The sequence below is a fragment of the Pleionea sp. WD8-19 genome (assembly GCF_055326765.1).
On sequence record NZ_JBUZOU010000002.1, the window covers coordinates 358,473 to 377,519 of the forward strand.

General features: G+C 41.5%; 16 protein-coding genes. 6 read left to right on the forward strand and 10 right to left on the reverse strand.

Translation table 11 applies throughout. The features are described from left to right. The 6 genes from ACTUJY_RS04125 (at position 1) to ACTUJY_RS04150 (ending at position 10,388) form a co-directional block, all read left to right on the forward strand. Positions 1-186, forward strand: coding sequence for a hypothetical protein (locus ACTUJY_RS04125; RefSeq protein WP_463614790.1), 186 nt, complete (start codon positions 1-3; stop codon positions 184-186). A gap of 46 nt (positions 187-232) precedes the next feature. Then, positions 233-3,424: a G8 domain-containing protein gene (locus ACTUJY_RS04130; RefSeq protein ID WP_463614791.1), complete on the forward strand. Its 3,192-nt coding sequence runs from the start codon at positions 233-235 to the stop codon at positions 3,422-3,424. A gap of 341 nt (positions 3,425-3,765) precedes the next feature. Then, on the forward strand, positions 3,766-5,862 hold the full coding sequence (locus ACTUJY_RS04135) for a hypothetical protein (protein ID WP_463614792.1): 2,097 nt from the start codon (positions 3,766-3,768) through the stop codon (positions 5,860-5,862). A gap of 268 nt (positions 5,863-6,130) precedes the next feature. Next, positions 6,131-7,276, forward strand: a complete 1,146-nt coding sequence (locus tag ACTUJY_RS04140) for a LamG-like jellyroll fold domain-containing protein (protein ID WP_463614793.1) — start codon at positions 6,131-6,133, stop codon at positions 7,274-7,276. A gap of 320 nt (positions 7,277-7,596) precedes the next feature. Then, positions 7,597-8,835, forward strand: a complete 1,239-nt coding sequence (locus ACTUJY_RS04145) for an ABC transporter substrate-binding protein (RefSeq protein ID WP_463614794.1) — start codon at positions 7,597-7,599, stop codon at positions 8,833-8,835. A gap of 179 nt (positions 8,836-9,014) precedes the next feature. Further along, positions 9,015-10,388: a serine hydrolase domain-containing protein gene (locus tag ACTUJY_RS04150; protein ID WP_463614795.1), complete on the forward strand. Its 1,374-nt coding sequence runs from the start codon at positions 9,015-9,017 to the stop codon at positions 10,386-10,388. 102 nt (positions 10,389-10,490) lie between these two features. Here ACTUJY_RS04150 and ACTUJY_RS04155 read toward each other — a convergent pair whose 3' ends face one another. The 10 genes from ACTUJY_RS04155 to tfpB form a co-directional block, all read right to left on the reverse strand. Next, positions 10,491-11,717 (reverse strand): hypothetical protein, encoded by a 1,227-nt coding sequence (locus ACTUJY_RS04155; RefSeq protein WP_463614796.1) that lies wholly within the window; start codon positions 11,715-11,717, stop codon positions 10,491-10,493. A 68-nt stretch (positions 11,718-11,785) separates the two neighbouring features. Next, positions 11,786-12,646, reverse strand: coding sequence for an FAD:protein FMN transferase (locus ACTUJY_RS04160; RefSeq protein WP_463614797.1), 861 nt, complete (start codon positions 12,644-12,646; stop codon positions 11,786-11,788). Next, on the reverse strand, positions 12,646-13,821 hold the full coding sequence (locus ACTUJY_RS04165) for a DUF3570 domain-containing protein (RefSeq protein ID WP_463614798.1): 1,176 nt from the start codon (positions 13,819-13,821) through the stop codon (positions 12,646-12,648). The genes ACTUJY_RS04160 and ACTUJY_RS04165 overlap by 1 nt, the downstream gene beginning before the upstream one ends. A gap of 13 nt (positions 13,822-13,834) precedes the next feature. Continuing rightward, positions 13,835-14,134: a DUF4266 domain-containing protein gene (locus ACTUJY_RS04170; RefSeq protein ID WP_463614799.1), complete on the reverse strand. Its 300-nt coding sequence runs from the start codon at positions 14,132-14,134 to the stop codon at positions 13,835-13,837. Positions 14,135-14,142: 8 nt separating this feature from the next. Continuing rightward, entirely contained in the window at positions 14,143-14,589 is a 447-nt protein-coding gene (locus ACTUJY_RS04175; protein WP_463614800.1) for a hypothetical protein, read from the reverse strand. Between the two features lie 96 nt (positions 14,590-14,685). Next, positions 14,686-15,393 carry a leucine-rich repeat domain-containing protein gene (locus ACTUJY_RS04180; RefSeq protein WP_463614801.1) on the reverse strand — a complete coding sequence of 236 codons (708 nt, stop codon included), beginning with the start codon at positions 15,391-15,393 and terminating at the stop codon, positions 14,686-14,688. Next, positions 15,338-16,027 carry an anti-sigma factor gene (locus ACTUJY_RS04185; RefSeq protein ID WP_463614802.1) on the reverse strand — a complete coding sequence of 230 codons (690 nt, stop codon included), beginning with the start codon at positions 16,025-16,027 and terminating at the stop codon, positions 15,338-15,340. The genes ACTUJY_RS04180 and ACTUJY_RS04185 overlap by 56 nt, the downstream gene beginning before the upstream one ends. After that, on the reverse strand, positions 16,027-16,584 hold the full coding sequence (locus ACTUJY_RS04190) for an RNA polymerase sigma factor (RefSeq protein ID WP_463614803.1): 558 nt from the start codon (positions 16,582-16,584) through the stop codon (positions 16,027-16,029). The genes ACTUJY_RS04185 and ACTUJY_RS04190 overlap by 1 nt, the downstream gene beginning before the upstream one ends. Before the next feature lie 96 nt (positions 16,585-16,680). Next, positions 16,681-17,097, reverse strand: coding sequence for a hypothetical protein (locus ACTUJY_RS04195; protein ID WP_463614804.1), 417 nt, complete (start codon positions 17,095-17,097; stop codon positions 16,681-16,683). A gap of 31 nt (positions 17,098-17,128) precedes the next feature. Beyond that, a complete protein-coding gene (gene tfpB, locus ACTUJY_RS04200; protein ID WP_463614805.1) occupies positions 17,129-18,883 on the reverse strand; it encodes a type IV pilus assembly ATPase TfpB in 1,755 nt (584 codons plus the stop codon). Positions 18,884-19,047 lie beyond the last annotated feature (164 nt).

A 19,047-nucleotide genomic window follows, 5' to 3' on the forward strand; every position in this document is an offset into this window, starting at 1 on the left:
GTGACTTATCACGCACAGGCAAAGTGTCTTATCGCCATGTTGAGATATCCAAAAACTCAAACTCGGGATTTTTCAGGCCAAACCTATGAAGCGATGTCGATCAGTGATTTTGCTGCTCCAAAACACATCAATCAAATACAAAGTGCTTACTCCGATATTCAACGCAAGTCATTGAATGCGAGATAACCACACTCGAAACACCTTTTAAATATTTAAACCGGGGAGATTCTTTATGAAATATATTATAAAGGCGGGACTTATCCTGCTCACTTTTTTCAGTTATGCGCACGCATCACAAGTAATGGGGCATATCGCAACACCCGCTTCAACTTTTTCCAATAACTACGTCATTAAAGGTTGGGCATGTCAAAGAGGATACAGTCATTCCATCGATGTTCATGTTTATGTCGGAGGCGACTCCGTCCGAGGACAATTCTTCAAAGCGACCACAGCCAATCTGGCGTCGGAACCTGCGGTAGCAGAAGTATGTGAGTCGACCGGCAGAACGTATCGATATTCTATTCCAGTAAGCTATTCAGACGCGAATAAACATAAAGGAAAAAAGATTTACATACACGGTATTTCAAAAACGGGCACCAGTAATTTATTGCTTAATCATTCTGGAAAGTTTGTCATTCCGACACCACCGACTTCTAAAGTGATTGGGCACATTGACCACATTAAACTTGAGAATGGTGTTTACAAAATTAAAGGATGGAGTTGCCAGATCGGTAACGAAAACTCCAACAGTGTCCACGTATACGTTGGTGGACAAGCGGGTGTTGGTGAGTTCTTTCGATCACATTCAGCGAATATACATGCGGAACAAGCCGTAGCCAACGTTTGCTATACTCAAAGTCGAAATCATCGGTTTGTCATTCCTATTGCAGCAAAAGACATCATCGAGCATGCAGGAAAAAAAATCTATATCCACGGCATTTCACTCAATAATACATCCAACTTGCTGATCGGCAATTCTGGTAAATTTAATTTTCCCAACCAAGCAAAGCTGAGTGACTTTCTAAGTTACCGAGGTCTTGGCGATCTTAATATTCCAAAAAACTTGTCTATCACAATAAACCAATCGGCTTCTTTTGGTAAACTTCACCTCGAAGGTGAACTGCACTGCCCAACCAGGGGAAATTATGAGCTAAAAACGGATGGCATTTTAATTCATGGGCCTGATGCAAAGCTGAGTTGTGGTACACCAACTCAACCTGTGACTGGAAAAATTATTTTTACACTTAAAAGAAACCGCCCATTTAGCACTATGGGTTCGAAAGGAATTATTGCATGGGATGGCGGAGTGCTATCACTTTTTGGAAAAGGAGGAAAAAATGGGTATGTCAAGTTAAGTCAAACCGCATTAGCTGGCCAGAATAAAATTAATTTATCCAAAGCAGTTGGATGGAGTGTAGGAGATAACATCGTTATCGCTTCAAGTGATTTCAACCCTCATCATGCAGAAAAACGCACAATAAAATCGATTTCATCCGACAAAAAATCCATCGTTCTTAATCAACCATTAGATTATCGTCATTGGGGTAATACAGAAACTTTTTCAAATGGCCAAGGCCTTACATGGACATTGGACGAACGCGCTGAAGTGGTTAATTTGACAAGGCATATTAAGATTCAGTCCGCTAATGATGAGTACACTCAACGAACAAACCCTATGGGTGCGCATGTTATGTTAGCCGGGAGCCGCAATAGTAAGGCATACATTGATAACGTAGAGTTCTATCGCGTAGGCCAAATGGAAAAAATGGGCCGTTATCCATTTCATTGGCATAAACAAGGAAGCGCACTAGGTCAGTACATTAAAAACTCAAGTATTCACGATTCCTACAATCGATGCATTACCGTACACAGTACAAACGGTGTACGGATAGAAAACAATACGTGTTACAACCATTATGGGCACGGTTACTTTTTCGAAGAAGGCAACGAAACGGGCAACCGTTTGTTCGGAAATATCGGAATTCTTTCGAAAAAAGTGCCTACAAATAGCCAGATCTTAGTGAGTGACAGTGTCGGCGACGTTTTTCGTTACGACGCACCGGCAACCTATTGGATTTCACACCCCAGCAATTATATCGAAGGTAATATTGCAGCGGGCTCAGAAGGAACCGGATTCTGGATGTCGTTTCGAAAAAATGTTGGTAGCGAAACGCCACTGACCGCGAAAACATTCGCGTTTAATGATAATGTTGCTCACTCGAGTGTTGTTGGAATCACGCACGATGGAGCAGCCGATGGCAAGCTGATGAATAACCCTCTCAATGGGTCCGACCGTGAGCTGGTCAGTGCTCACTACGATCCGTCTACCGCACCAATATTTAATAACTTAGTTGCTTACAAAAATACAAACTCGGGGATTTACTATCGCGGCTCAAGGGCTACTTACATTAATACCATTTTAGCCGACAATGGTGCATCGGCTTTTTTTGCTTTCGATCAGGAGTTGATCGACTCGTTAATTGTCGGGTTAAGCAGCAACCAGCAACAAGATGAAATTGATTACTACGAAAGAAAATCTAATTGGCACGGCCGACAGTCTGGTGTTCGTGTGTATGATGGTCCGTTTTACTTAGACAACGTACATTTTGCAAACTTTCCCACCCGTTCGGTTTTAACGACAAACGGAAAAAACATTACACCCACAGCGATCATACTCATGGGCGGTGCGGGACGCTACGTAAACGTTAGCCAAAACTTAAGCTTTTCTCCTTCGGCTCCAAAATATAAATTAGACTTAGCTTATGGGCCAAACAGTCAATTTAGTAAAAATTGGATTGACGATTATGCTGCAGCAATTTTAGATAAAGATGGAAGTTTAACCGGACGAGCCAATTGGCTTGCCAGACCCACTCATCAAATGAACGAAGAAAGTAATTGTGTACCTGGTCGACAAGATCGAGGTGAGCATTCAATCACTTTATGTCCTCACTCAATCAGTCATCTTAGACTTTTTGACAAAGGAACGCCTGAAGGTAATGCCATACCATTCAACGTACGTCGAGAATATGTGGGAAATAATGGTGAATCCAATGCTTATAGCTTCGGAAGTCATGCGAACAATGAGCGACCGGATTATAACAATAAATTCTCAATGATCATGAATGGAAATTACGAGTATTATGTCACCGACTTAAAGCCGAACAACCTCTATGAATTAAACTTTTCGTCTGACAACGTTAACGACTTGTCTCCAATCATCATTTTTGAAAGTGTCGGCTCAAGGTGTAAAGTAGCCGGAGCTACTCGTGCATTTTCTTTTGACCACCTGAAGATAAGCAATAACGCAAGTTTCTTTAATTTTGCTGGTGACTTGCATGTAAAACTCAAAGCAACCCAAGAGATGACTAAAATGCGACACGATGTACCACGAGGACGCGGCCGATTTTTTATAACTTGTCATTAACGATTTAGAGTTCTAATTTTCAAATTAAAATCAATAAACTCAATTAAACACTTCAAGGCGTCAAAGCACATTGCGCCTTGAGGTTTTTGGCAATTTAAATTGCCCATCGATTTATCGGATTCTAATCTTCGATTTCTTAATTAACTCTTAATCTGCATACTTTTTACTCGAAACTGATAAACCTTAATCTTCAGAAGTTTTTCTTAAGAAAATCTTAATTCGAATTTCATTTTTTATTTCTCATTTCAATAAACAATGCCTAAGCTCGTTAAAAATTTAATTCAACGACGAGTGTAACAATCAAAACATGAATAACGAATTCTCTTAAGGAGATAATCATTATGTTTAATCAATCAAGTCCGCAAAAGAGGTTGCTCATTACAGGGTTTGTCAGCACTCTCTTACTTCTTGCAAATCAAAGTATTGCCAAAAATAGTAACTCTAGCACGAGCGAACTTAAGTCACCTGGAATATCAACGGTTGAAGCCGAACCTTGCCCTATCATGCAGTCGCCAAAGCAAAATAGAAACAACACTAAAATCATTGGTCCGATTGACGACTGTGGTGGCGGTGGCGGCCCAACCAGCAAGCCATCACGACCCGCGTCTATTGATTATATTCCTTATACGAACGGAACCAGTGTTAAAGTATCTTGGGGTGCTAGTAACGGTTATGGTTATCCTGTTGAATACCGCCTCTATCGCAAAAGAAATAATGGTTCATGGAGTCAAATTTATCGTGGGTACAGTCTCAGCAGAACGATTACTGAAAATGAGAAAAACTTACTTACTTTTTATGTCGTTGGGTGCAACTCTTTAGGCTGTAGTAGCGGCCGTTACGGTCCCAAGATGGCGGTAAATCCGAAACCTAGTGTAAACTTGTACACTCAATATCCATTTTTACACGATATTGATAGCAAAAACGCGACTCACCAATCCACTGCAAAAAGTTTCAAAACTTTAATGCAAAGGGAAGCTGTACCTGGAAAAATCACTACCCGAACTGTAGGACAAGCGGAGGAAAACCGATTTTATTTAGGAGATGGATACGATTTAATACGAGGAAGTATTAAACAGCTGTGTTTAAATGTTAATCATCCAGACTTTAAGATCACCAAATCAACTCCTTTTCAACCATCCGAGTTTGATATCGATTATGTAGCTGATAATCGCCATTTAGCTGAACTCTTAGATATCACTGCAGCTGGGAAAATCGGATTTGATATTGATGACTTAAACCTTGGTATTTCAGGAGAAAAAAGCCGCTATGTAAAATCAATAACTGACGAGACTCATGTTCGAATCGCTGTAAAGTGGGTTAAGCGTAAAGAGCATTGGAAACTAAATACGCCAATCGATCCTCTTTATCCTGAAATTTCCTCACAAATTCTGTCGCCAAATGATTTCAGTGCAAAAGTCGACTTTCGTGATCGATGTGGTGACAACTACATTAATAGTGCAAACTTGGGTGCCGCGTTGTATTTAGTATTTTCTTTTGATGCAAAAAAGTATGAGTTCTATGAGCGTGACTCGAAACAAACTCAGCTAGAGTCAGCATTAAAGAATGTGTTCCATGCATCTGGTGCCCGAAACGTTGACTCCACAACAAGACAATTAATCGAACAACTCAATGTTAAAATACATGCGGATCAAATTGGTGGGCCTGACAGCCTAGCTTCAAATATAACACCCGCTAACTTTGATGCAAAAGTCAACGAGTTTTTACAAGGCATCAACTCGAGTAACTGGGCAGCGGTTGAATTTTCTACAAATGAGTACCAGCGTCCCTTGATCTACCGAGACTATACACATGCTCAAATTTTCGCTGACTACTCGACACCTTTTGCTTTCGCCAGACGCTGGCTCGATTTAACGGTTCAGCATCGAGAACGGTGCGGCGTTTGGAGTGAATATGGCAAGCCAACACCAGCTGTTTGCGGTACTTCAGAAGCCGAGCTAGGTATAATTTTAGACTACTGCAGAAGAACGCTCGACTGGGAACATTGTAAACACCCTTCTTCATTTGTTACTTTCGACGATAAATCGCCTACAGGAAAAGGAACGAATGTTTATGGGTGGCTCTCTAGTAATGTTAAAAAATTACAAGAAGACAATGTTAGTCAATATTATCCCCACCATATACATGACGGTACGTTAGCTGTACTCGATGATACCTGCCTAAGTCATAACCAGTGCTTTATCAACAAATTTAAAGGGGCTGGCATAGGTATAGGAAAAGGGTTTACAGTTAAAGTGCTCGAATACGACAACCCTAGAGGTAACGATCCTGTATATAACTTACTAAATGGCTATTGTGCGCGAACCGAGGCGACTTTAAAAACGGCAGGCTGGCTAGGCGATACTACTGCAGACTTTAAGTACACCATGAAAGTAGAAGGACTCTGCCCAGAATCTGAAGACTTTGTGGTTATCCCTTAAACGATAACAAGCGGGTTGCTATACAACCCGCCGATCTATCTAATTTTTCGATACAAGTATCAGCAGGTCTCTCCTTGATTCCCGTTCGTTTTACTTCACCCAAATAATTGACCTTAAACAATCACTGGTCAACAAATCTCACATTTGAGTTTCCCCATCAAACTTCCGTTGCCTTTCATTGAACTGTAAAGTATTACCATTGGCAGAGCCGTTAAAATAAATATACTAATGCAATCGAGTATTCCAACAACCACAATGATAAGCAGGTATGACTCAATTTAAAATTTCAAATGTCTTGATAGACCCTCAATTTGGTACGTTAAAAAGAGGAGATAAAATAGCGACTCTTGAGCCCAGAGTCTTAGCTGTGCTGCTTATATTAATTGATAGAGCGGGACAGTTGGTTACTCGTGATGAAATATTCAAAGAAGTCTGGAATGATCGGGCAGTAAGCGACAGTTCGTTAAATCGCAATATTGCAATTTTAAGGAAAAACTTTGAAAGCTTTGGCATTAAAAACTGTATTAGAACAATTCCCAAAAAAGGGTATATATTAAAAGAGTTACCAAATACAATTGTTGAAACGACCACTAATTCACCAAAAAGTGAATCCAATAAAGGTGTTGCGGTTATATCCAATAAAGCATTACCCGCTGCATTACTTTCAATATTTACTTGTGGTTTAGCTTACTTTTTTGCAAGTTTTCACACCACAACCAGCACAACGAACAACTTAAAAACTTACCAAAATATTCCTATCGATAAAAACAAACTCATTTTAAACCAGCAAATTGTGCTTTCTCCTCCAGAACAATTAAAAGCTTTTTGTCTGGATGGCCAAGATGACTTCATTGAAGTTCAACCAACACCGATCTTAGATATTGGAACTGGTGATTTTACTATCAGTGCATGGTTGAAAACGCGCTCGCTTGATACTGTTGTACTTTTAGACAAACGAGAAGAACACCGAGCCGGTAATGTACGAGGATATAACATTCACCTCCATAAAGGCTTTATTGGATTTCAACTCGCTGACGGCAAAGGCAGTTGGCATTGTTCGGTTGATGACTCTAAGTCATCTTGTACCAACTATATTAGTCATGCATTTGTAGCTGATGGACAATGGCATTTCATCAATATAGTAGTCGATAGAGACGATCGCTTTGGTATTAACTTGTATGTAGATGGAGAATTCAAAGAAAGTTTGAGCCCGAACATTCGAACCGGTTCGTTAGCAAATAATGCACCATTTCGAATTGGAAGCCGCTCTTCTTCTATATCAGGCTTATTTCCAGGCGATATCGGTGAAATAATCATTCACCATCATCAAATCAGCGAGCAAGAGGTGCAATACTGGTTTAATCGAGGTGTGAAAAGAAACTGCGATAAACCACAGTTTTTAGTTGAAAATTAATTGCGTGCTAAAAAAGCAATGCAGTCAAATGAACCTATTAGTATGTGCTTTGCACTTAAACTATAAAGCGTCAGTTCTTATTTAAGCCAGTAATTACGCTCCCTATACACTCATTTCAAATACAAAAAAAAGTGCCATAATAAGGTAACTGCCAAAGAGATGAGGCCTCAATGAATTCAGCCTTATAAATGCCAGACATACAACTCAAATCTAAACCAATGCACTTTTTAAAATCATGGTTTCTATTGGGAAGCCTAGCTATTTTCACCGTTGTAAGTACTAGCCAAGATCAGCTAAATGAACCTGGCAATGATGAGCTAATGTCGTTAAGCATTAAAGAGCTTCAACACATTCCAATAGGTAAGCCTTTGAAAGGCGGTAGTATTTTTCAATCAAAATCAAATAAAACGTCTAAAAATTCAATTAACATTGGTATTATCATTCCCGCAAGTGTTATGCCTGAATACGCCGCAGAGCTTTCAGCTGCCGCCGATTTTGCTGCGGATAAAATTAACAAATCAGGCGGTATAAATGGTCGTCCATTAGCAATATTGCGAGCCGATGATGCCCATATTCCGGAACAAGCAACTCGGCTCGCAAAAACACTGATTCATCAATATGGTGTTAAAGTGCTCATTGGTCCAGGCTCTTCGGCTAGCGTTCTACCCGTTTTAAAAAGTGTTGCTTCACCTTACAGTATTCCTTTATTTGCGTACGCTGCTTCAGCCAATGAACTAACAGGTTACAATGAAAGCCGAGTTTTTTGGCGTCTGATCGCCAGCAATCAACGTCAAATAGATACGATTTTACACCGTTTAACGTCATCCAATAGGCACACTAAAGTCGCATTAATTAGCGGTAGAGACCTCTATAGCCAAGAACTCTCTACAGGGATAAAGCAGCAATTAACCGAGTTGAAATTCCCTCCCGTTTACGAACTAAAGCTCAGTGAGTTAACCAATTTGAATCATATGGATTTACGCTTCGAGTTTAAGAGCATTCAAAGTAAAAAGCCTTCTGCTTTGATCGTTACGGTACATCCAAACAATTTAAAATCATTATTTGAAAAGTTAGAGCAGCAGTGGAATATTCAGATGCCATTAATCATTGCTGGTGACAACATGAAGAAAAACCACATTGCTAAGATCAACGCCCCAAACGTATTAAGGTGTCTGGAAAATATCAACTCACGCTTGTCAGGTGCTCAACAGTCAATAATGGACCAAAACTTACAACAATTATTGGGACGCCCTTTTTCTTCAGGAGTCAACGCTGCTTATGTCTACGATTCGATTATATTATCGGCAATGGTACTCAGCACTACAGACAACTACCCAAAGGATTTTTCGAATACATTATACCGACTAACTTCAACTGGCTTTACGATTACACCAGATGACCTATTGCAAATAAAATCGCTTTTAAATAACCACATAACATTAAGCTATCAAGGTGTGAGTGGTCGAATACAGTTTGATCAACAAGGTAACAATACAACTGCTGATTTATCGCTTACTCCTTTTTATGAAACTAACGATATAGCAAAGTGCCGACAATAAAACTCTCTTAGCAAAATATATTGCGCAGCCTCTCGCTCTCACCTTCCCATAATTTTTGCCCCAAAAGAAAAAAATTTGTTGCTCCAATAACTAAAAATTGAGAAATAAAACTTAAATTCAAACTTTTTTACGCTGTCAGTCGTCTCTTGTCGAAACAATCCCAATAAAACGGAATCCATATGTTAATTTCTCGCAGTCTATTATTGGTCATTCTTATTGTTTGTATAAACTCCACAGCTGAACCTCTGTTCAAGCTGACCAACGAGTTAGAGGGTATCGCTAGTGAGTTTTATCCCGCAACCGGCGCAGGTGCCGTGGTATTAATAGAAAAAGGAGACCAAACCTTGTTAAAAGCGCCGTTTGGTCAATCCATTATTGAATACCAGGTTCCAGCAACCATCGACATGAAGTTTCGAATCGCCTCGCTAACCAAGCAGTTTACTTCGGTCGCGGTATTAATGTTGATGGAACAAGGCAAATTAAACCTGGATGACTCAATCAAAACCTATGTTCCCGAATACCCACCAGCACAACAGCAAACCATTACCGTTCGACAACTGCTGACTCATACGGCAGGCATCCCAAACTACGGTGACCATGGCCGTTACGATCATCACGGAACCGAACGAGAAACCATGGACAGTATTCTGAAAGTCGTTTCCGATCTTCCGTTAGACTTTAAACCCGGTACTGACGTTAATTATTCAAATACTGGCTATATTCTATTGGGCAAGATCATCGAAAACGTATCAGGAAAATCATACTCCGCTTTCATTCAGCAACATATTTTCGATGAGTTGGGTATGACAAACTCAAGTTTTTATGATTTTTACCCAGTTGTTCCAGGGCTTTCGAAAGGCTATGAGTTTTCGGAAACCACACCCAAAACCCTCATTCATGCGAAGCCTGTTAAACCTGGTTCAATGGCCGATGGCAGTATCGTTTCTACTATTGATGATATGTCAAAGTGGTTTCGCGCTATTCGCACTCATCAATTAATTTCACAATCGAGTACAAAACTCGCTTTTACCTCTTACCAATTAGAAGACGGTCGCGATACCAAGCAAGCATTGGGTTGGCGCGCCGCATCGCTAGGAAAGTTTTCAACCATCGAACATGGTGGAAATAATCACGGTACCGAATGCTATGCACTCTATATTCCCGAAGTTGATTTAACGGTTGTGGTTTTGACCAACCTCAACCGCAGCTCTCCACAGCAACTCGCGGAAAAATTAGCTCTCCATGTGCTAAACATCCCTAAAAAGCAACATAAAAAAATGGCACTATCCGAAAAACAGTTACAAATGTATACCGGAAAGTATCGCTACACCGATGGTGATATTCGAAATATCGAAGTCATTAACGGACACTTGTATTCACGAAATGGCAAAAACACACCGTATAAGCTCATTCCATTTGACCGTAATCAATTCTATTTCGAACGACAACCTGCTTACTGGCTTTCTTTCGAGCTAGACGACAACAATCAAGTTATTGGCTTGAAGTCAGAAAACCGAACATCGATGGCAATTAACGGCGTCAAAATTGAATAATAAAAAATAGGGTTCTGTTTATTGAGTGCAACCTTGCCCAATAGCCCCTTAAAAAGGGGCCAAGTTTCAAGTATGAAAATGTTTATAAAAAGCAATATTGCATTACATATTATAAGAATAAGTTAGCCAAACCTTATCTAAGTCATCATTCAAGTATGGATTACCTGTAGAGTCATCAAACCAGGCGCCCTTTATTTCGAATTGATGTTTACGACTAGGACGATAGGCTGCACTGAATAACCATTGCTTACCTAATTTGCTATTGTTTTGATCGTTATTCAATAAATGACGCGATATTTGAAACTTCACAGGTCTTACGCGCCACTCAAAACCCAATTGTCGATTGATTAACCCGCGGTTACCGCCATTATACTGCCAGTAAGGTCCGTAATAGTTTTCCGAATAAGCAAAGGGTGTACGAAACCAGGCACTTTGTGTCGAACCATACTTTTGATATCGAACCGAAACTTCCAAACTACGATACTGTACGCCCGACTCAAAATCCAAATATCGAACCAGTGCATTACTATAAGGGTTATCGGGCCTTTGCCAAGCGACTTCCAAATTCAGCTGATACCGAAGCGAACCAGGTTTATACTGAAACTCCCAACGGCTGCCCAGAGTTTTATTGCTGCTTACGTCTTCGTCCAGGTTGTCGAGGTGAATGGCATAGATGGAGTATTTGATCAAATCCCATTCGTTGTAATCAAAGTGCACGATGTGTAAGTCAATATCCTGATTTCCTAATTCAGATACCGGACGATTACCATTTAAGTCGGAGTATCGTCGATCATTTACTGAAAGCACTCGACCAGAACGACTGCCATAAATGCGATTCACTTGAGTCGCGTAAAAATAATTCATTTCGGACTGAACACCAAAGCGCCACTGTACATTAACGCCGTCAAACGATTGTTCTACTGGCCAAAAATCAAAATCATTGACCATAATGCCATTATCTAACTCGACTTTAAAACGCCCTACTTTGCCTAACCAATCGTCATTTTCCCATTCCGCAAACAGTTGGCTCCAACGCGAACTTTCAGGAGCAATAATGGCTATTTCACCATTATCGGTGACGCCATCAAAATAGTCATTTTCGTTAAAAGCAGTGATATGATCGTATTCCGCGAATACATTCCAACCCTTCTCAAACCGAAATTGCGCGACACCGCGTAACTTTGTGGTTAAAGCATTTGCTGAACGCCAATCCTCTTCAAACTTTGCGTATTGAATTTGTATCGCATAGTCGAAGTGGGTTTCCAGTGCATTAGTTAACGGAACATATCCTGCTGCAATTGCACAAACACAAGTTATTCTGATTATCACAAGAGTCCCCGAAAAAAGCGCTTCGAAATATTAAAAACAAATACAGTGAGAGAGTCAATCGATTACCGTTACTGTATCCAATAGTTAACCTGCGCCTGCTTTAAAAAGGCTTCACCCTCATTTTGTTTGAGCAACGCGACAGTTGCATAAAAACCGGAGAGTAAACAGCTACTATCAGCAACAGAAACACTTTTTATGTTATTTTCTACTGGAAAGCCCGTTTTCGGTGATAACAAATGACTGTAATGTCGCCCTTGATATTTAAAGCAACGCTTACAGGTTCCACTGGTAGCCAACGCACCAGACTTTAACCGAATCACAGAATCCGCTCGGTCACTTTCGCCCGCATCCGATATTGCAAATAACCAACCTTTTTGCTCGGCAGGAGTTCCTATCACCGCTATGTCGCCACCTAAGTTGACAAATCCTTCATCAATACCGGCCTCGCGACAAACATGAACAACGCGATCAGCGATATATTCTTTAACAAAGCCACCAAAGTCGAGACAAAACCCTTTCGGCAACCAGATTTTTTTCGATGCTCGATCCCAACGTATGTTCGACCAGCCTGTGACGGCTAATGCCGAAATGACTTGCTTACGACTGGGCACCAACCCTTTTTTAAAATTCCAAATACGATTTAGTGGATTAATGGTCGGATCAAAGTAACCCTCACTGGCCTCAAAAGCCGTATCAACAAATTGCAGCAAATCGCAGGTTTCATTATCGATTGGAAAGCCTTGCAAATCGCCCGCTGCTCGGTTTATCGATGACAGTAAGCTGTCTTCTCGAAAGCGGGAGTATTTTCTTACGTAGGTATCAATAACGTTTTCTATTTTTTGAATCAGTCTAAAATCAAAACGGGGTAACAGCACTTCACAAGGACAGGTCATTGCGATAAATTGATGTTTATAAAATTCAGTGCTCATTAAAACCGATATTCCAGTTCGACCCCAACCAGTGAAAAATTCACCAACGATGGACTGTCCGTTTGTGTCGAGCTAATGCCCCAAGAAGCCGTTGATGTATATTCTTCTAAATTGAAAACAATTCGAAATTGAGGCGTCAATCGCCAAAGGGTTTCGACGCCAACAGTATAAGCACCATACGCCGAAAGCCGATAATCCGAACTGAAGTAAGTTGTCGCTGGATCACTGACGACGGTTTGGTAAAACTCAGCCTCACTTTGCGCATACGCGCGAAGTGATACACTAACCAGCCAACGTTCAGTAAAAGATTTGGAAAAAACACTGCTTAGCGTATGTGATTTTACTTGCCAATCATCCTGATAATATCGATAGCGAAAATGCCCGGAGACTTCACTACCAGTCCAGTGCGTACTGTAACCACTTTCAAAGCCGTATTGATGTCGTTTATTCGGTCGAGCATCGAGCGGAGTATTCACATCGAATTGTTTATAGGGATCGGTTAAAAAACCCGAATGTTGTGTGTAGAAAAAGCCAATATCAAACACTTCGGTTTTGCTTAATAGTTGCGACCAAGCAGTCGACACCCCCCATGTTTTTTTATCCGCTTGCTCAATGCGTTGAGCAAAAGGGTTTTGCGTGGGTGTTAACTTGTCATCGGAAAAGTGCAAACGATAATCTACCGAATTATTTTTCCTATTGTAATCGAAACGTTGCCCCCAACTGAGATAATTAGCACGGTAATCGTCTTCCGACGAGTGCCCCAGCAAAAACCGATTGCTGTAACCTTGTTTATGCCATTGTGCTTGAAGCTGTGTATCATTACGCTTTTCAAAAATCGTTGCGCCACTCATAGCGACGACCACATCACCACTTGTATCGATTTGATTGTACCAAGGTGATGCTCCCGACATGGACTCCGTCAAGTGATTAAGCGTCAACCACAATTCACCATCTACTGGAACAAATACATTCAGTTGTGTGACATTAATGTCATAACGTTGAGAGCTACCCGATTGTAACTTGCTATCGTCAAGATTGTCTTCGGAATACCGCGAATGTTTCAAGGAAACTTCCTTTTGCCCATCCGAATTTTCAGCTTGCATTGCCTGACTGGCTAACAAAGTACTGACGCAGGCAGATAATTTTACAAAACGTTGTTCTCGCTGATTGGTCATCTCGTTCCCCATTTCAGTTACACCCGCAACCACCCGCACTGGCTTTACTACTGCCAGCGCTGCCTTCTTTACTGAAATAAATGTGCGCATGGAGCTGATCGGACAACTCAGAAATAGGGCGCACCATACTTTCTTTGCTTAAATGATGTCGCTCCCATACAGCGACTGATTGCGTTTGACAGCCTATTAGAAAAAACACCAAACCTATTACTGAGCCGTTCAATAATAATTTGCTTTTGGGCTTCATTTTTTTGCTTAGCATGAATGTTTTATTTAACAAACGCCGCTGAATCACGATTTGACACACAGTCATTATTGTATTCATGGGTTACAAAAGTCATCGATACCGGCAAACTGCACATACTGCGCATAAATTTCAAAGTCGGTTGAGTTACTCGACAGTTGCACACCCCCGCCATGATTACGCTGACCTGTAGGTTTATCCAATACGTATTGAAACCCTTCTAACGCAATCACGTTATCGATATCGGCTTGTGTAGCCGTAGCAGAAGCATGAACCACCCAACGCGCACCACCAGAAGGCGCTTGGCCACCATTAACGTGACAGGTCATACAAACGGTTTGTAATATGGGAAAAACTTCTTCGGCAAAATAAACATTAGCATCCATTTCGCAAATATCAGGAATATCAGGTGGATCAGGAGGCGGAGTTGTATTTCCACCGCTGCTACTTCCGCTGCTCCCACCGCCACAGGCACTCAATACTCCAAACAGAAAAACAATGAGCAGGTATTTTTTAGGCAACATGTTTCAATCTCCTTAACAGTGTTTAATTAACAATACGAACGGAGAAATGAAAAGTTGCGAAAAATTAGAGCGATTTTAGATGCTGCCTCAAAAAATTTACCAGTCGTCTGCATTTCCGTCATGCAGCACGGTAACGCCCTGCATTTGGTCTAGCTCGTCATAAAACGCATCGGGCATGGGATTATGACGCACATCCATATACTTAATATGAATCAATGGTTTCAAGGGCATTGCTTCCAATTGATTATCAAACAGATAAATTTTTTCCAGTATATCCAACGCGGCAAACTCGACATGAGTTAATTGGTTATTGTTGGCTTTAAACTCCCTTAACCTAGGTAAGTTTTTTAACGCCATTCGTTGAAGCTTATTTTTAAAAAGGTACAGTTTTTGTAAATTAGGTAGGTCTTTAATCGATACCGAGTGCAACTGGTTTACCGCCAAGTTCAGTATTTTTAGCTGAGATGGCAGCGTATTCGGCAATTGCTCAATTTGGTTGTCATATAAAGATAGCTCTAACAATGCAGTAAAGGTTTCAATGCCATCTAAGCTGCGAATGGACTGGCCATGACATTTCACGTGGGTAACATCGTTAACTTTTTGCCAATTATTTTTTTGCATCAACTGTTCGATACACGCTTGCAAAGCTGGGTCAGTTAATGAAGGCTTTGCCATGACCAAGAAAGGTGTAAACCAGCAACTTGCCAGAATTAATATAGCCCCCAAACGCAACATAGACAGTCCTGTTTTAACTTGAAACTCGAACACACACACCCGAGGCCAACCGTTGCTCTGATGGCTCATCGATAGCCGATCCTCCGGGTTCTTCAACCGTCAAAATTAAGGAATGTGCATCTTTTATAAGTCGCCAATTCGCTTCTGATAATTCCAGCTTTAAAGTTGTTGGATCATCAATGACAGCAATGGATCGAATTTGTTGATCACTGCGAGATAACGCCCAAATTTGAAGGTCCTGATGTTGACTGATTTGAAGTGGCTCCCATTTGAGTTTTAATACCTTTGCATCTCCAGATGTCATTGCCGTAAGCTGTGCTTCACCTTGTGAGTTCAACAGTACGGCTACATAGTCTAAATCCGGTGTTGTGGTTCGAAACGCTAAAAAACCACTCATTACTACCAACAATAACATAAGCGATGGCAACAAAGCATTTTGTGATAACCAGTGCCACCAACGGGAATCGTCGTTAACTTTACGTGAAGAATCGTTCAACTGCCGATTAATGTTTTGCCAAAGCTGATCAGGCACCGGACGATGCTCCGATAAATCCTGGAACGACAGTAATCGCTGTTCCCAATCGATGACCAGTGCTTCAAACTCGGACTCTTGCTGAATCCGTTGTGCAACCGCATTGCGCTCGCTGTTTCGTAATGTGCCCAGCACATATTCAAAAGCTAATAAGTCATCGTGTTCAGTCATCAGCTCATTTCCTTGCTCAAAATACAGTGCTTCAGTGCTTCCATACTTCGCTTCAGCCAAGATTTCACGGTATTTACTTTGGTTTGATACATTTGTGCAAGCATTTCACGGCTATAACCTTGTAAATAAGCGAGTCGAATGCATTGTTTGCCGGTGTCGTCCAAAGTATCCAAACACTCCTGAAACACCTTTTGTTTTTCAACATGCAATGAATGTTGTTCCGGGGAGTCATCAGCAGCGGTCAATTGTTCAAATTGAGTGTCTGAAAGTGGATGAGAATGTTTTTCTTTATCCAGTCGATCGAATGCGCGATAACGAGCAATTGAAATCAACCAACCCAGCGCGTGCCCTTTTTGTACTGTAAATTGATCCGCATTACGCCATACCTGCAGGTATGCATCTTGTAAAACATCATGGCTCAATGATTCGTCTTTCATAATTTTATACACAACACCGTTTAACAGCGGTGCTGTCAGCTCATACAGTCGCTGAAATGCTCGCTTCTCCCTCAATGCACAACGTGCGATTAAGTCGGTGAGCTCATCAAATTTGTTCATATTATTAAGTTTATGAGTCATCGCTTTTAATAGATACGCGGCAACCGCAATTAAGTTGCAGTTTCAGAGCAAAGGTAAAGTCGACTTCATTCGTTATTAACGGGCGTCGTGATGAGGTGAACATTGACGATTCACACACCCAAACAAAGGTTTTGGGGCAACAACACAAATTCCCATGCGTCGATTGGTTAAATTATCATGCTTGGCCAGTTCGTTATATCGCGAAACCAGCGATTTAAGTTGTTGCTGATATTCGCCTTGAGTGGAATAAACCAAATAGCGATCCGGTCCACCACAAGGCCTGGCTCCTAAACCGATAATGTCGCACTGCTGATCCGAGTGACATTGATTATGCTCTTCGATCAACTGTTGAATTTGTTGATAAAGTTCGCCTTGCTCCCTTTTATCAGGCTGATGGACTGCCGACTCCACAGAGTCGTTGGCCATAGTACAGGCCGAGAGAAAAGAAAAACTTACAATAAGATAATGAATAACGGTCAATCGATTTAACATACTTATCTCCCAAAAGAACACGCTGAAAGACTCAAGACTCCATTTCCGGCGATGCAACACGCAATACTTCTTCAATCGTGGTTACGCCTTGAGCCACTTTTTTGGCACCGCTGATGCGCAACAAGCACATGCCATCTTTTAACGCTTGTTCACGAATAGGCCCTACATCACAATGTGCATGCACCAGCTTTTTGATTTTGCTATTTACGGACAACATTTCGTAAATACCTTGGCGACCTAAATACCCTGTTTTTCGGCACTCACGACAACCCACCGGCTGAAAAACTTTTTTGGGCGCTTTTAATGGGAATGGGTCTACTAAATGTTTCCAAGCTTTCTCATCTACATCGACCGCTTCCTTACACTTTGGGCACAATGTGCGCACCAGTCGCTGCGCCACAATTCCCAAAATCGAGGCATTAACCAAAAAGGGCTCAACACCCAAATCGATCAACCGAGTGATCGCCGACGAAGCATCGTTCGTGTGCAACGTTGAAATAACCAAATGTCCCGTAAGCGATGCTTGAACTGCCATATCGGCCGTTTCCTTATCACGTATTTCTCCAATCATTATGATGTCGGGATCTTGCCTGAGTAACGCACGTACGCCTTGAGCAAAATCAACATTAATATCGTGGTGCACCTGCATCTGATTGAGGTTGGGATCCACCATCTCAATGGGGTCTTCAATGGTACACACATTCACTTCGGGTCGTGCCAACAGTTTTAAAGTGGTGTAAAGCGTTGTGGTTTTACCGCTCCCGGTTGGACCGGTCACCAGCACAATACCGTTGGGTTGACGCACCATATTCAACCACTTTTGCTCGATGTTTTTGTCCAGTCCAAGCGCCGAAAAGTCACGTTCTAATACACCCGGGTCAAAAATACGTGCAACCAGTTTTTCACCGAATGCTGTGGGTAATGTCGATAAACGCAATTCAACTTCCTGTCCATCGGGTGTTTTGGTCTTGATTCGCCCGTCGAGGGGCTTGCGTCGCTCAGCAACATCCATGCGGCCCAGAATTTTAAATCGCGCTAAAACGGCATTGGTAACCGCCGCTGGAAATTCATACACCTTATGCAAAATACCATCGATACGAAAACGAACATTACCTTTATCACGGCGTGGCTCGATATGAATATCACTGGCGCGTTGCGAATAAGCGTACTGTAATAACCAGTCAACAATTTGTACGATATGATGATCATTGGCATCCACTTCACCAGTTTTACCGAGCTCAATCAACGCTTCCAGGTTACCGGTTCCCAACTCTTGATATTTTTCTCCCTTGGCACCTTTAATGGAGTGCGATAAGGCGTAAAACTCGTTTTGGAATTTTTCAATAGCAACCGGACTGGCAAATACGCGTTTTACTTCTTTCCGTAAAATATGCTCCAGGCCTGCAACCCAAGACGTAACAAATGGCTCAGATGTGGCAACAGTGACACTATTGGCATTAACCGAGTAAGCCAAAATTTTGTGGCGTTGAGCAAAAGCGTGGGACATGACATCCGTAATGCTGTCTACATCGAGTTTTAACGGATCCAATTCGACACATTCCATTCCACATCGCGTCGCGTACCACTCAGCGAGGTATTGATCGTTTAATTCGATTTTAGGGTCTTTTGCGTGCGTCAGTTTCAATGCGGTCAAACCAATAATGGGGTGACGGGAAAAACTGCGTAATTTAACTCTGACCTTGTTGAAGGTTTCTTTATTGATCAGTCCATCATCAAGCATTTGCTCAAGAAACTGAACTGTGATGATCGGTTTGTCTTGTGACATAAAGATACCCATATTGCCCTTCTTAAAGGATATACCCGAAGTGTTTGAGTTTTAAACCTGTTGAATTCGCACACTTTCACCACAGAATACGTTACCCGTGGTGCAGCTACATTACGCTTTCAGGAACGAGTAATTTTCGCCGTCATCTAAAACTCAAACGCTAT

Coding starts and splice junctions, on each gene's coding strand:
- ACTUJY_RS04130 (WP_463614791.1), top strand. CDS start 233: ATGAAATATATTATAAAGGCGGGACTTATCCTGCTCACTTTTTTCAGT.
- ACTUJY_RS04135 (WP_463614792.1), top strand. CDS start 3,766: ATGTTTAATCAATCAAGTCCGCAAAAGAGGTTGCTCATTACAGGGTTT.
- ACTUJY_RS04140 (WP_463614793.1), top strand. CDS start 6,131: ATGACTCAATTTAAAATTTCAAATGTCTTGATAGACCCTCAATTTGGT.
- ACTUJY_RS04145 (WP_463614794.1), top strand. CDS start 7,597: ATGTCGTTAAGCATTAAAGAGCTTCAACACATTCCAATAGGTAAGCCT.
- ACTUJY_RS04150 (WP_463614795.1), top strand. CDS start 9,015: ATGTTAATTTCTCGCAGTCTATTATTGGTCATTCTTATTGTTTGTATA.
- ACTUJY_RS04160 (WP_463614797.1), bottom strand. CDS start 12,646: ATGAGCACTGAATTTTATAAACATCAATTTATCGCAATGACCTGTCCT.
- ACTUJY_RS04165 (WP_463614798.1), bottom strand. CDS start 13,821: ATGACCAATCAGCGAGAACAACGTTTTGTAAAATTATCTGCCTGCGTC.
- ACTUJY_RS04170 (WP_463614799.1), bottom strand. CDS start 14,134: ATGACTGTGTGTCAAATCGTGATTCAGCGGCGTTTGTTAAATAAAACA.
- ACTUJY_RS04175 (WP_463614800.1), bottom strand. CDS start 14,589: ATGTTGCCTAAAAAATACCTGCTCATTGTTTTTCTGTTTGGAGTATTG.
- ACTUJY_RS04180 (WP_463614801.1), bottom strand. CDS start 15,393: ATGAGCCATCAGAGCAACGGTTGGCCTCGGGTGTGTGTGTTCGAGTTT.
- ACTUJY_RS04185 (WP_463614802.1), bottom strand. CDS start 16,027: ATGACTGAACACGATGACTTATTAGCTTTTGAATATGTGCTGGGCACA.
- ACTUJY_RS04190 (WP_463614803.1), bottom strand. CDS start 16,584: ATGAACAAATTTGATGAGCTCACCGACTTAATCGCACGTTGTGCATTG.
- ACTUJY_RS04195 (WP_463614804.1), bottom strand. CDS start 17,097: ATGTTAAATCGATTGACCGTTATTCATTATCTTATTGTAAGTTTTTCT.
- tfpB (WP_463614805.1), bottom strand. CDS start 18,883: ATGTCACAAGACAAACCGATCATCACAGTTCAGTTTCTTGAGCAAATG.